Consider the following 13,477-nt stretch of genomic DNA (forward strand, 5'->3'; position numbering starts at 1 on the left):
AAATACCTGCCGATTGGTGGTTTTGTTCTATAGTGAAACTTGAGTTGCAGGTCTAAGGATGTTTTTTTTAGTGTTTCTTCTTTTTATGAGACAAATGGACGATGAGAACTTTAGAGATGTCGGAGAATATGTAAATCTTATAGTGGAAAACAACTTGATCAAAGAAGGGTTGTTGTTAAGAAGTGGAAAAATAGACTTCGTTGAAGACCTCAAAAAAGTTGGTTGCCCAAAATCAATTATAAATTTAAGGAAGCAAAAAGACAAAAAGATTGAAGGAGTAAATCAATACGATTTTCCAAAAGCAGATGAGGTTGATGTCTACCAGTGGCAAAACAAAAAAACTAGGCTTTGGACTGGTAAAATCTTGAAGACAATAAATCAAAAGTCCTTTAAATTGCCGCTCTTGATTCATTGTGCGTTTGGAAAAGATCGAACAGGTGTCATAATAGCCTCTATTTTATCAATTTTAAAAGTTCCCGAAAGTGTCATTTTAGAAGAATATAAGTTGAGCGAAGGGAAACTTAAAGAAAAAGAAATGGAAAAACTTGTGTATCAACTTCATGACTACGAATGGAGTGAATTAGACGTTGACCCAAGTGATTTTGAACAAATGTTTCTTGAATCTCCTCCCCCGATTAGAACCTCACTGTTGGGGTAAAGCTAGGGCAAAACAATTTGTAAACCTTAGATAGAAGTTAATTTAGCTCATTTTGCCTATAATCAGAATGGGACTAAATTAGGCAATACTACAATAGATGAAACAAACTAAATTCGGTAAACTTTGGGATTTGCTACATTCTAGTTTTTGGTTTGTGCCGACTCTAATGGTTGTATTAGCCATGGCACTTTCGTTTCTAACCATTCAGCTCGATCAAAGGTTAAAAACGGATCTTACTGGACAATTTGGGTGGGTTTATTCTGTTGGTCCAAATGGTTCCCGTGCCATTCTTTCTACCATTGCCGGTTCAATGGTTACTGTTGCTACCACTGCTTTTTCAATTACCATTGTTGCGCTTCAGCTTGCCTCTTCGCAGTTTGGCCCTCGATTGTTGCGTAACTTCATGCAGGATACGGGCAATCAGATTGTACTCGGAACGTTCATTTCTACCTTTGTTTATAGCTTGTTGGTGCTGCGAACCATTAATGGCGTTGACGAAAAGGAGTTTGTCCCCCATCTAGCAGTAACGTGGGGACTCGTACTTGCTCTCGCTAGTATCGGCGTACTGATTTATTTTATTCACCATTCAGCCTCTTCTATTCAAGTGGATCAGGTTATTACAGTAGTTGGTCGTGAGTTAGATGATGCGACTGATCGGCTTTTTCCCCACAAAATAGGACGAGGTGTCTCGAAGGAGCTGCCGCTGGATATTCCAGCTAATTTTGAGCGTGATGTTTACCCCATTAAAGCCACAAATAGCGGTTATATTCAAGCTGTTAACGATGACCAACTTATGCAGATTGCTACAGAGAATAACCTACTGTTAAGGGTTCAGAATTGTCCTGGCAATTTTATTGTTCAGGGTAATGAGCTTGTACTGGTTTTCGGTAGAGAACGAGTTAACAAGACGCTTACAAAAAATATCAATGATGCTTTCGTTTTGGGTTTACAACGCACAAAGCAACAAGATTTGGAATTTTCAATAAATCAGCTTGTTGAGATTGCAGTACGAGCCCTTTCACCTGGAATTAACGATCCGTTTACTGCCATTCGTTGCATTGATCAACTTAGTGCATCCTTGTGTCATTTAGCACAAAGAGAGATTCCTTCTCCCTACCGTTATGATAACAATGACAAGCTTCGCGTTATTGCCGAACCCATAACATTCGCGGACATGACTGATGCGGCTTTTAACCAAATTCGACAGTATGGGACAACAAGTGTGGCAGTCACGATACGATTACTAGATGCCATCGCTGTTATTGCTCCCCATACTCACAATAAAGCAGACCGTGCTACACTATTGCGTCATGCTAGTATGATCGAACGTGGCAGCCACGAGGGAATCCCAGAAGAATTAGACCGTAGAGATGTTGAAGAGCAATATCTAGCAGCCATCAAAGCAATAGAGTTGCGACTTTGACTGGTATAGAAACTTTATGGGAAAAAACTAGTGAAGCTGTCACGAGGGGTAATCTTAGCTGAAACTATATTATAGTAAAGGTTTTGACTTATATTTATTGCACCATTTTACAAGTATCTCGGCTCAACCCCTCTTAAATGTTAAAGGGGGCGGTCAAGTGCAATCGCCCCCATGAGCAGTGTTAAAACTCAGCAAAATATAAGATAACTGAATCTTTGCTACTTGTCTGATCGAATTAGACATTATAGTTTCTATTTAATTTTTGCAATGTTATTTTAATTCTGAATGGTCAAAAAAGGGTGAGTTAAGAAACCCTAGTTCTGTTATCCTTTTACTCCTTATTACTCCTTGCATTACTCCTTTTCAAAATTGCTGAAATGCATATATAGATTAATTGTTTATTTTTATTACTCCTTTTTTACTCCTTTTTATTGAAATCTATACATAGAAAGAGTTTTAACTAATATTTATATCTCTATAACTATATATATTTAGTAAGTACAGTAAGAAAAGGAGTAAAGGCTTTAGTCAAAATTTGCGTTATAAGTAAATCTTATAAAAAATTGATATTGTATAAATAATAACTAACAGGTTCAAAGATAAAAATATATCTAATTTTATGGGAGTTTACTCCTTTTACTCCTTTTGGGGTTAAAAGTTAGTGAAACTATTACCCTGTATAGATTAGAATAGGGAGTAAGAAAAGGAGTAGGTTTTTTTACACAAAAAAAAGAAACCCCTGTAAGTTTCTGGTGATAAAGGTTACAAGGGTTTTGGTGAAAGGGAGTAAGAAAAGGAGTAAAAAGATTACTCCCTTTTGTGGCTTAATCTTTATCAGTGTTTATTTTTACTTTTAAGCCTTTGTGTGAATCAATTTGTTTGACGAGTCCTAGGTCTATTAGTTGTTTGAAGATGTCCCCAATTCTATCTCTACTAATCTTTTGTTTTGTCCCACCGAGTGATCTGTAGCATTCAGAAACAGTTAATTCATTTTTAGCTTTTATTTTGGCTAAAATTTTAGCTACTACACCCTCAATAAGAGAGTCTTGAGTAATGGTATGACCATAAATAAAATGACCTAATAGATGCTCACTGACGTGACAAGCTATTATCATTTCCTCCTTAACAATAGAATTACTCTTAACCTCTACCAATTTAGTAGACTCTCCTTTTTGAGAAGATATAAGACTACCTCTAAAATGATATTGGATAGGGTGTAATGTTTGGGCTAATTTAATGGCTTCAGTTATGCTTTTTGTACACTTACTTTTAATTTGAGGTGCATTGTATTGTTTTATCAAAGGCTTGATTTTAGTTGTGTACCAGTTAACTAAATAATCATAGGCATCATCATCAATTTGTAATTCTTCCTCTATGTCTGTACTTGTTACGGCATCTAATAATTTATTCAAGAATATAAACCATGACTTATCTTTATCTCTTTTAGGTGGGAGATACTCTGGCAGTTCACCACACCATATTATCCATCGTGCCGATGTACCGTTTTCATCATCACGATGGTTAAATACATCTTCTAATACTTTCCACTGTACTGTACCTAGGATATTAACAACGGGGTCAGGGATATAGTAACAGTATTCAGATGTTTGTCTTTCCTTGTTAATCGGTTTACCTTCAAATAATTCTAAGTCTTGGGCTGGGTAATCACCATAACCGCTGTCACTTTGAGTCATCTTAAGATACCCCTTTAACTCATCTCTGAGTATCAGTCCAGTGCCACCATTTATTTCTAAATTCTTATAAAGTCCATCAAAGTTAACATTCTTAAAAACATATTGCAACTTAACGGGTTTGTCATCATCGTCTCTTTCTTCTTTAGGTTTTTTAAACCATATATCTACCAGATGTAGATACGTGTTCATCAGTTGTCTATCCCTTTCCTGTAATGCCCATGTACTAGCATTTAGGATGTTACTTTTTCCTGTACCACTATCACCCACAATCATGACTCTGAGAATAGGCTTTACTTTAAACCCTGTGCTTTCAGATACTAATACCTTTTGCCTATTGCCTATCAGAGTAGCTATTGCTGGTAATAATGCCACAAAAATAGCGTCAGGGTTTGTATAAAGATACTTAGCTTGTGTATAAATTTCTTCACCTATTTTCTCTCCCAGTATGTAATATAAGTCCAATGGAGTTTTGGGTAGATTGATTAGGTTATCAAAATCAATAGTAGTGATATACTCTTGATCTTGTTTCCTTTTACGCATGAGATCTAAAGTTTTTCTTAGGTCGTTAGTATTTACCCTATGCTCTTGGGAAAAAGTAGTTATTTGAAGTTCTCTTTCATCTTCTGTAAACTCATCTCCTAATAAACGATTTAATAGTAGTTGACTCTGCCTAGTCACTTCTATAGGTGATGGCTTCTCAATAGCTCTATCAAGTTTTTCTCTAATATCTACTGTTACAATTGAATTGTCTATATTTAATAGCTCTTCTAGGTTAGCCCCCACAGTCAATTCAATGTTGGTTTTAATGGCTTCAGGGCTTAACTTAGTATGGTTTGAGTATTCTTCAAAGTCACCATGTTCTGGTACTTCGGGATATAAATAGGTGATGGGTAGAATGATGAAGGGTATGCCCTGAGATGCTACAATTTCCCTCGTCTTGATTGCCTTGTCTAATCCTTCTTTATCATTATCCGTAATGTAGATTATGCCTTTAATCTGATATTGCTTAATCCGTTCACAGAGTCTTATTATGTGGTCTATGTCTGTGGCTTTACTTCCCAATATACAAGTGCTAATTAAACCCCTATGTAAAGCATGATCACAAGCCTTTTCCCCTTCAAGATCTAATATCCACTTACCCGTGGCTTGGGAGAATAATTCAAGGTGGTACGGTTCCCAAATCGTTGTAATCTTTGACTTGTCATTACCCTTTTCATAACCGTAAAAGTTCTTTTCCCTTTTCTCCCTGCCATCCTTTCTTTTAGTGGTTAATACTCTTTTTACCTTGTTTCCCCCCGGGTAGTTTAACCACATGGCATACTTTTTTAGTGATGCTTCATTTTCATACTCGGCTATCATCTCTGTCACAGGGGATTTATAGTCAACGGTAGTGGCTATAACAATTGGATCTTTCGGAGGCGAGTAGGTTTTAATATCCTCCTTTTTCGCCTTGTGGATAGATAACCCTTTGCGTTCACCAACCCATTTGAAAATCTCTTTATTGCATTCACCCCCTGAGTTATAGCAATTGTATTTTTGTCCATCCTTGGATATTGAAAAATCATCACCGCCACAAATAGGGCAAATATACTTACCCTTTGTGGTTGTAGGAGTGAATAGGTCAAGATGCTCCCCTATTCTAAAGGCTTTATCATATGTCATAATGTTATTAATGAGATTTGTTTGATGAGCGTTGGACCGCTTATTAATAATTATACAGAAAAAAGGGTTGGTGATCCCTCTAAAATCACCTTTTTTTGTATTTATTTTTTGAGAGAGTTATAGGCTCTCTTTTTTTAGAGTAAACGTTTACATCAAAACCCTCAGTTTTCATAATAATCATTGCTTTTAACCTGATAATAAATTCAGTATTCATGGTATGACAATGGCTGGAGGCATCTTAAAATTATCATTAATTAATAGGAAATACTGTAATTGATATTTGATTAGAAATTAATAATAATCAGAGTATTGTTCCTTTTATGTAAATTTCATCATTACTTTGTTATTAACCTGTAAGTCTATTGTTACAATTGAAATAACCTATTGTAACAATAGAATATGTAATGGTATAATATTCTTAGTATAAAAAGTCTAAAATATTAGTATGAAAAAGTATAATCCTAAGTCCTTAGCAAACCTCAAGCCAGGGTTTAAGTCAAAGTGGAAAGATACTAATACCAAATTAATTAGAATACCTGCGGCATTTGAGAAACAAGTATTAGACTATGCACATGAATTAGATGATGGGGTCAATACTTCCTCTGATTCAATTGTTTCAAGCGATTTACGGGAACAATTGATGAAGCTGATGGTGAAGATTAATGATATGGAAAAAGGCTATAAAAGCAACTCCGCATCACAATTGGTCAAGGATCTCAAGGCTTTATCTGACCAATACAATTTATTGTAACAATTGATTAAAACAGGAACAAAAGTCTATTGTAACAATTGATTAATTAGATCGTGGAATATGGCTTGAGAATACCTTAACCGCTATCAACTCATTATCAATACTTACATCAGTACTGTACTTTAGACTAATTTGAACTGTAAGAAGCTATGATCCTTATACAGCAAGAATTTTGACTATTCTTATCCGTTTAATGTAAAAAATATAAAACATACGTCATATAAGGGTTTCAGCGTTTAAAATTAGATTTAGTCTAAACTCAAGTCAGTATTAATGGTAAGCTAACCTATGGCATATAACAAAGAGAATCATTTAGGGGTAAAGCCGAGATACGTGCGAAATCGGACATTGGTGTTAAGTTTTGTAACGATTAAAGTACGCAGAATAAGTTAAAACATTTGCTCTGATTCAGTTTCAGTGAGTTTGCATAGTTATTACAGATTCCCTAGCTTTACCCCTTATTGCAGGTTGAACGTAAGGAACAAGTGACACCATATATGCTATCATTTGCTTATGACTGTTAAGATAGTAGTTGATACAAATATTTTTATTAGTGCTGTTATTAGTAAATCTGGGGCATCCAGAGGGGTTATTAGGGGATGTTTAGAGGGTAACTATTTACCTTTAATGGGTAATAGTTTATTTGCTGAATATGAATCTTTAATTAATAGAGATGAGATTATCAAAAAGTCCCCTTTAAATTTAGCTGAAATAGAAATTTTATTAGCTTCCTTTATGAGTGTTTGTCGCTGGACCTCAATTTACTATTTATGGCGACCTAATCTTAAAGATGAAGCTGATAATTATTTAATAGAGTTAGCTTTGGCTGGTAATGCTCAGTTTATTATAACTAATAATATTAAAGATTTTCGAGGTGCAGAATTACTGTTTCCTCAGTTACAAATTATTCAACCAGAATATTTTTTAGAGGTATAATGTGATGGCAACTTTAACGATTCGACTTCCTGATGATAAACATGAAAGATTGAAACAGTTGGCACAAACTAGGGGGATTAGTGTTAATAAATTAATGGAAGAATTTTCTACTAAAGCTATTGCTGAATTTGATACTTTTAATCGTTTTCAAGTTATGGCAAGTAAAGGTGATATTCAACAAGGGTTGGCTTTATTAGACAAGTTAGACGCTAGTTTTTAATTGGAGATTAGAAGTTTAAGTACCGATAATTGCTTAGAGGATATTTGCGTTTGATTTCATCAAGACGAATATTCCCTTTCTGGTTTTGATTTTTTTTTGACTGACGGAGAGTAGAAATTTGACTTTGCCGAAAACAGAAGTTAAGTGGTTGAAATAAACATGGTTCTAACTCTCTAAATATCGTACTTTTATCTATTATACTTTGCCTATGTTTCCGCCCTAAAATGATATTTTTTCGGCAATGTTTCTCTATACTAAATTCTATTCTTGTTAACAAAACTTAATATCAATGTCCGATTTCGCGCGTATCTCGGCTTTACCCCATTTAGCGCATCACCTGTAAAATATATATAATCTGTCTTTGACCTAGATACTTTTGGATTAGCGCATAATAACCCTATGTTTACCCCTAATTAACGCACCACTCTGATTGTCTTTCTGGCTAAAGGTTTGAGAGCATCATTATTGATTAGCGCAGCGCTATTTTGATTCTTAAACTAAGGAAGTAGGGTATTATCCGCTGTCTTGGTAATCTCTCCTGCTTCCCGAATAAGCGAGTTGCCACGCTTCTTTCCGCTTCCCTAGCTTTACCCCTTTGATGTCAAACTCAGGTTATGATAAAGTTCGTTAAAAAGTTTAAATTCTTGTAAATAAAATGCAAACTGGTGCAGATGCCGTAGATAAAGCAATTGAGCTTGGAATAGATTTAGATGGTAGTCCTATTCCTGAAGCTAAACTACATTTATATAATAAAGTCATGGGTTTAGAAGGACAAAGACAACGTAGTGGAGTTAGCAATACCATGCGCTCAAGAATAGTGCGCATTGGAGCAAAACATATTTCCCAAGAAGAACTAAATCAAATGCTTATTGATAGTGACTTTGCTCCTTTGAAAGAGAAAGAAATTGCTTTTTATTACACTAAGTAGTTAAACGTCACAACAACTCTAACGTTTTCTAAGAACGAAATCTGATAGTGTTAATTATCAGTAGCACTAATCAGAATCAAAATAGTTAACAATAATGGATATAAGTACCCACAACAAATTAGTCTCGTTCATTTGGTCGATCGCCGATGACTGTTTACGAGATGTATTTGTGCGGGGAAAATATAGAGATGTAATCCTACCCATGTTTGTCTTAAGAAGGTTAGATTGCCTTTTGGAAGAAACTAAAGACAAAGTAATGGAAGAAGTAAGGTTTCAGCGGGAGGATGTGGGCTTAGTTGATTTAGAAGCAGAAGGTTTGAGAGAGGCATAAACACTTTCATGATTTAGGACAACCTGATGAAATAAATTGTCCAACCATAGGTTGTCATGAGACTATTAATCCTAGCAAGATTTTTCGAGGTTTTCATCCTTATATAATTTGGACAAGTAATGAATTTCTTGACGATTTAAACAAGTATCCTGTATTTACAGCTATTCCTTTGACTTCTCAAAAAGATACTCCAAAGGCTTATGAGCTTCTTCCTACTACTTATGATATTAAGAATACGTCTCAAAATGGTTTAACTTATAAATCTTATGCTTTAATTCATCAAATTACTACTATTGATGGTAATTGCTTTAAAGATAGTAGTGGTGATTGGTTGCAAAAAATGGGTACTCTATCTGCGAAGGATAAGAGAAGAATTGAGGAGCGTTTAATTTATTTGTTAGGCATTAGTGAAACTCTCTCAGATGATTGGTTGAGGGATAATACTTCTCCTGAGTTGGTGAAAAAGGTTTTTGATTTTTTACCAGAATCTCAAAAGCACGAAACGTTAGAAAATTTAATGGAACAATTAGATAATTAGATGTACTTAATTATCATTTTCTGAGTTGTTAACCAAGTCTAAAAAACTGCTCATCTCTTCGGGAAAATTACCATTAGTAACCATCTTAGAAAATACCTTATAGCAATCTTTTTTATCTCCTTCTTTACGAGGAAACCCTAGCCACAAAATAATAATTGTATTTGCTTCTTTAAATACTCGGAAAAATAGCCTATACCTTGATGGTAAACCCATTTTTTTGATACGGCTATATTTTTGTAAGGGTTTTTTGAGGGCGAAATAAGAGGCAAAAGGATCGTTTGGTATTTTATCTTTTATCCCTTGATCTAATGCTTTTAATAGTTTAACTTCTGGATGGGTAATGAAGTTTTCTGGTTCTAACTTTTGCTTAAGATATTTAACTCTATTTACTAACTCTAACCATTGTTGATAAAAAACAGGATGAAAGTAAATTAAATATCCATTTATTTGTATGGGCTTCATTATTCTTCTATGTCAACACCCGTTAATAAATTATCTATTTCATCGCTCATTTTTTGGGTATAGGGCTTGAGTTGTTCAGGATTTTTTAGGGCATCTTTACTTAAAAAGTCAAGAAAAAGACTCATCATTAATGTTTCTTCTTCCTCCTCCTCGTTGTTATTTTGGGGGTTAATCCGCACTAATAATGTATCGTCGTTTAATACTTCTATTTCTCCTGGGGCTTCGGCAAATTGAGGATTTTCTTTATAAAAGGCACTGGGAAGGCGAAAACCTTGTTGATTGCCTATTTTCGCAGGGTTTATGGTGTATATTTTTTGTTTCATGACTACGATAAATAGTGTTATTATATTTTGTTATAACATAACTAAAGGAAAAAGTATAGCCATTGGGATTAATATCTTTATTAGGAGCTAAATGAGTTATATAAATCTTAGGTTAAACTAAAATATCAACACATCAAAAAAAAGTAATGGAACGTATTAAGATTGACCCAAATATATGTCATGGCAAACCTTGTATCAGAGGTTTACGCTATCCTGTAGAAATGATTTTAGAGCTATTAAGCGCCGGGATGACTACAGAGGAAATTTTACTTGATTATGAAGATTTAGAACTAGAAGATATTTTGGCGGTTTTATCTTTTGCTACTAAATTAACGCAAGTAAAAACTATATCTTTAATTAAATAATGAAGTTTTTAATTGATGCTCAATTACCGAGTCGTTTTTAAAGATTATCAAAGAAATTCAATCAGAATTATATATTTGATTATTATGAAAAAGTTACGAGATATTTTACTATCTGAATATCGGGAAAACATTATCAAGATTGCTGATAAATATGGTGCTTATAATGTGAGAATTTTTGGTTCTGTAGCTAGGGGTGAAGAAAAAGAAAATAGTGATATTGATTTTTTAATTGATTATGATTTAAACAGAATTACTCCTTGGTTTCCTGTGGGTTTAATTAATGATTTAGAGAGTTATTTAGGGAAAAAAGTAGATGTGGTAACAGAAAAATCTTTACATTATTTTTTGCGCGATAAAATTTTAAAAGAAGCGGTTTTATTATGAAAACCAATCAAGTTTATTTAATTCATATTAGGGATTGTTTAGCCTGAATTGACGATTATACTAAGAAAGGAAAGGAATTTTTTTTAAAGGATTTGAAAACCCAAGATGCGGTTATTCGTAATTTGGAAGTTATGGCGAAGTCTATTAAAAAGTTACCTGATGAATGGAAACGGGAGTTTAAGGAAATTTCTTGGGGGGAAATTACTGGTTTTAGAAATCGTTTAGCTCATGAATATTTAGGTATTGATATTGAAATTGTTTGGGAGGTTATTGAGCTTTTTTTACCTCTTTTAAATGAAGCGATTACAGAGATGACGCAAAAATATTGGAATGTTAAATAAGTTATTTTATTGAGGCTTAATTTATGATGCTTAGTTTATCTAAATACGACTGTTATAAAGATTCTGGGGTTGATTGGTTGGGGGACATTCCAGCACATTGGCAAGTTAAGAAGTAATAATATTGAAGCTCACATTAAAATATAATTAGGATAACAATGGAAGTTATACGCACGGTAAAAACAGTTAAAAACGGTCAAGTTATATTAAGTTTACCTTTGGAATTTTCAGGGCAAGAGGTAGAAATTATTGTTATGAAAAAAGAACATTCTCAAGTTAGAAAAAATAGTTTAAAAGGCTCTTTAAAAATGTATGCTAAACCAGAGTTAATTATTTTGGAGTCAAAGGCGTGGGAAAATGCTACGGAGGAAAAATATGACCATCGTTGATGCTAATATTATCCTTCGTTATGTTCTCGATGACCATGAGGAATTATCCACTAAGGCGGCAGATATTTTAGAAAATAATCGGGTTACTTTACCTATTGCTGTGGCTTGTGAGGTAGTTTTTGTTTTGCAAAAAGTCTATGAGGTGGAGAGGGATAAAATTCAAGAAGTATTAAAGGGATTAGTTGAGGAAGAGTTGGTTTTTCTGGAGAAGCCTGAATTATTACTCAAGGCTTTGGATTGTTATAAGGAAACAAGGTTTGATTTTGTGGATTGTCTTTTATGGGCTTATTCTCAAGTTGATTCGGAAATTGTTTTTACTTTTGATAAAAAATTGGACAAATATATTAAAAAAAATATCTAATTATGATGCTTAGTTTACCTAAATATGACTGTTATAAAGATTCTGGGGTTGATTGGTTGGGGCAAATTCCATCACATTGGGAAGTGAAAAAGTTAAAATATATTGGCACTGCTATTATTGGATTAACTTATGCACCAAGAGATTTAACTGATGAAAATAACGGTACACTTGTTTTAAGATCGTCAAATATACAAAATGGAAAAATATGCTTTAAAAGTAATGTTTTTGTGAAATCAAAAATACCTCAACATTTAATTACCAAAAGACATGATATTTTAATCTGTTCAAGGAATGGAAGTAGAGAATTAATAGGTAAAAATGCACTCATAGAAGATAATTCAGTAGGATTATCTTTTGGAGCTTTTACTACTGTTTTTAGGAGTAATTTTAATCCTTTTCTATATTATGTATTTAATTCTAATATTTTTAAGAGTCAGTCAGGTCTTTTTCTAACTTCAACGATTAATCAACTGACTACAGGAACATTGAATAATTTTAATATTTCTTTTCCCCCGATCGAAGAGCAAGAAAAGATAGTAAAATTTTTAGATAGGAAGTGTGACGAGGTAGAGAGTGCGATCGCCCTTAAACAAAGATTAATTGAACTGTTAGACGAACAAAGGGCGATCGTTATTAACCAAACCGTCACCAAAGGCTTAAACCCTAACGCAGCCATGCAAGATAGCGGTGTTGATTGGCTTGGCGATATTCCAGCTCATTGGGAAGTTAAAAAAGTTAAGCATCTTACATCGTCTCATAAACAAGGTTTTTATACGACTGATGAATATATAAATGAAGGTGTAAAACTAATTAGAATTACTGATATAGAAGACTCTGGTAATATATCTTTTGAAAAAATGCCATTTGTTAAAATTTCATTATCTGATGAGGCAAGATTTCAAGTACAAAATGGGGATTTTCTATTTGCTAGAAGTGGCACAATAGGCAGATTCGGTCTTGTTACAAAAGTTGAAAGAGCTATATTTGCTTCTTATTTAATTTGTTTTCGTTTTTCCAAAATCAATAATTTTGAATTTTTAAAATTCGCTTTTTCTTCTTATTATTTCAAAAATACTTTAATTAGCACTTTACATGGAGGAGCTAATAAAAATATTCATGCTGAAAATATAAAAGAACAATTATTAATTCTTCCCCCTATTGAAGAACAAGAAAAAATAGTCAAATACTTAGAGCAAAAGACAGCAGAAATAGAAGAATTAAAAGAAAAAACCTTACGGCAGATAGAGAAACTAAAAGAGTTTAAACAAATCTTAATCGCCGAAGCCGTGACAGGTAAAATTAAAGTATAAAATAAAAAAATGAGTCAAAATTTATCACAAAATATTAACATAAAAATACGTTATTTTATTGATTATTGGAGAGATTTTTCATCTAATGATGGTATTGAAGAACAACAAGTTCATACTATAGTTTATAGTCCCAAAGAGTTATTCAAAGAATTTGGGGAAGAAGTAATTTATAGTCAATGGGGCTTGAGTAGCAACCGTACAGAAAACCACGCTAAGGCTAAAGTTCTCTCTCTGTCTAAGTTTCAAGAACCTACTTTTTAGACATGATCACTGTATTAATTAAACTAAGGTCTATTTGGTACAGAAATCTACTACGAGATTTCAAGCGTTTGAGGGTGATAATTTTTAGAGGGTTTAATTGGTACAGTTCTTATCGGGGTTTCTTGTACAAATGCTACTCAAAC

17 protein-coding genes and 1 pseudogene are annotated in these 13,477 nt (G+C 33.6%); 15 read left to right on the forward strand and 3 right to left on the reverse strand.

The features are described from left to right. Positions 1-85: 85 nt before the first annotated feature. Together A5482_RS15290 and A5482_RS15295 are read left to right on the forward strand one after the other, a co-directional pair. A complete protein-coding gene (locus tag A5482_RS15290) occupies positions 86-658 on the forward strand; it encodes a tyrosine-protein phosphatase (protein WP_446684863.1) in 573 nt (190 codons plus the stop codon). 97 nt (positions 659-755) lie between these two features. Next, on the forward strand, positions 756-2,081 hold the full coding sequence (locus A5482_RS15295; RefSeq protein WP_446684864.1) for a DUF2254 domain-containing protein: 1,326 nt from the start codon (positions 756-758) through the stop codon (positions 2,079-2,081). 824 nt (positions 2,082-2,905) lie between these two features. Here A5482_RS15295 and A5482_RS15300 read toward each other — a convergent pair. Continuing rightward, positions 2,906-5,437, reverse strand: a complete 2,532-nt coding sequence (locus A5482_RS15300) for a DUF3987 domain-containing protein (protein WP_446684865.1) — start codon at positions 5,435-5,437, stop codon at positions 2,906-2,908. 445 nt (positions 5,438-5,882) lie between these two features. Between A5482_RS15300 and A5482_RS15305 the strand changes: the two genes are divergently transcribed. From A5482_RS15305 to A5482_RS15330, 6 genes and pseudogenes are all read left to right on the forward strand, one after another. Beyond that, positions 5,883-6,188, forward strand: coding sequence for a hypothetical protein (locus A5482_RS15305; protein WP_069790973.1), 306 nt, complete (start codon positions 5,883-5,885; stop codon positions 6,186-6,188). A gap of 513 nt (positions 6,189-6,701) precedes the next feature. After that, positions 6,702-7,124 carry a putative toxin-antitoxin system toxin component, PIN family gene (locus A5482_RS15310; RefSeq protein ID WP_069790974.1) on the forward strand — a complete coding sequence of 141 codons (423 nt, stop codon included), beginning with the start codon at positions 6,702-6,704 and terminating at the stop codon, positions 7,122-7,124. A gap of 4 nt (positions 7,125-7,128) precedes the next feature. Further along, positions 7,129-7,344 (forward strand): CopG family ribbon-helix-helix protein, encoded by a 216-nt coding sequence (locus tag A5482_RS15315; protein WP_069790975.1) that lies wholly within the window; start codon positions 7,129-7,131, stop codon positions 7,342-7,344. A gap of 655 nt (positions 7,345-7,999) precedes the next feature. Continuing rightward, on the forward strand, positions 8,000-8,272 hold the full coding sequence (locus A5482_RS15320) for a small RNA NsiR4-regulated ssr1528 family protein (protein ID WP_069790976.1): 273 nt from the start codon (positions 8,000-8,002) through the stop codon (positions 8,270-8,272). A gap of 94 nt (positions 8,273-8,366) precedes the next feature. Continuing rightward, positions 8,367-8,600, forward strand: a pseudogene (locus A5482_RS15325) (type I restriction-modification system subunit M N-terminal domain-containing protein); the annotation flags it as partial. Positions 8,601-8,682: 82 nt separating this feature from the next. Further along, positions 8,683-9,141, forward strand: a complete 459-nt coding sequence (locus A5482_RS15330; protein ID WP_083260433.1) for a type II toxin-antitoxin system PemK/MazF family toxin — start codon at positions 8,683-8,685, stop codon at positions 9,139-9,141. A gap of 6 nt (positions 9,142-9,147) precedes the next feature. Here the strand turns inward: A5482_RS15330 and A5482_RS15335 are convergent, their stop codons facing one another. Beyond that, a complete protein-coding gene (locus A5482_RS15335; RefSeq protein WP_069790978.1) occupies positions 9,148-9,603 on the reverse strand; it encodes a type II toxin-antitoxin system YhaV family toxin in 456 nt (151 codons plus the stop codon). Then, positions 9,603-9,926, reverse strand: a complete 324-nt coding sequence (locus tag A5482_RS15340) for a hypothetical protein (protein WP_069790979.1) — start codon at positions 9,924-9,926, stop codon at positions 9,603-9,605. The genes A5482_RS15335 and A5482_RS15340 overlap by 1 nt, the downstream gene beginning before the upstream one ends. 146 nt (positions 9,927-10,072) lie before the next feature. Here A5482_RS15340 and A5482_RS15345 point away from each other — a divergent pair, with 146 nt between their 5' ends. The 7 genes from A5482_RS15345 (at position 10,073) to A5482_RS15375 (ending at position 13,334) form a co-directional block, all read left to right on the forward strand. Beyond that, positions 10,073-10,291, forward strand: coding sequence for a DUF433 domain-containing protein (locus tag A5482_RS15345; RefSeq protein ID WP_069790980.1), 219 nt, complete (start codon positions 10,073-10,075; stop codon positions 10,289-10,291). Positions 10,292-10,375: 84 nt separating this feature from the next. Then, positions 10,376-10,675 (forward strand): nucleotidyltransferase family protein, encoded by a 300-nt coding sequence (locus A5482_RS15350; protein WP_069790981.1) that lies wholly within the window; start codon positions 10,376-10,378, stop codon positions 10,673-10,675. Positions 10,676-10,722: 47 nt separating this feature from the next. After that, positions 10,723-11,016 carry a HepT-like ribonuclease domain-containing protein gene (locus A5482_RS15355; RefSeq protein ID WP_255365545.1) on the forward strand — a complete coding sequence of 98 codons (294 nt, stop codon included), beginning with the start codon at positions 10,723-10,725 and terminating at the stop codon, positions 11,014-11,016. 155 nt (positions 11,017-11,171) lie between these two features. Next, positions 11,172-11,402, forward strand: coding sequence for a hypothetical protein (locus tag A5482_RS15360; RefSeq protein WP_069790982.1), 231 nt, complete (start codon positions 11,172-11,174; stop codon positions 11,400-11,402). Beyond that, positions 11,389-11,763 (forward strand): PIN domain-containing protein, encoded by a 375-nt coding sequence (locus tag A5482_RS15365; protein ID WP_201150066.1) that lies wholly within the window; start codon positions 11,389-11,391, stop codon positions 11,761-11,763. Before A5482_RS15360 ends, A5482_RS15365 begins: the two co-directional genes overlap by 14 nt. Before the next feature lie 2 nt (positions 11,764-11,765). After that, on the forward strand, positions 11,766-13,073 hold the full coding sequence (locus A5482_RS15370) for a restriction endonuclease subunit S (RefSeq protein ID WP_069790984.1): 1,308 nt from the start codon (positions 11,766-11,768) through the stop codon (positions 13,071-13,073). A gap of 9 nt (positions 13,074-13,082) precedes the next feature. Beyond that, positions 13,083-13,334, forward strand: coding sequence for a hypothetical protein (locus A5482_RS15375; RefSeq protein ID WP_069790985.1), 252 nt, complete (start codon positions 13,083-13,085; stop codon positions 13,332-13,334). Positions 13,335-13,477 lie beyond the last annotated feature (143 nt).

Origin of the sequence: Cyanobacterium sp. IPPAS B-1200, from assembly GCF_001747005.2 — a bacterium.
In the GTDB taxonomy this organism is placed as follows: Bacteria; Cyanobacteriota; Cyanobacteriia; order Cyanobacteriales; family Cyanobacteriaceae; genus Cyanobacterium.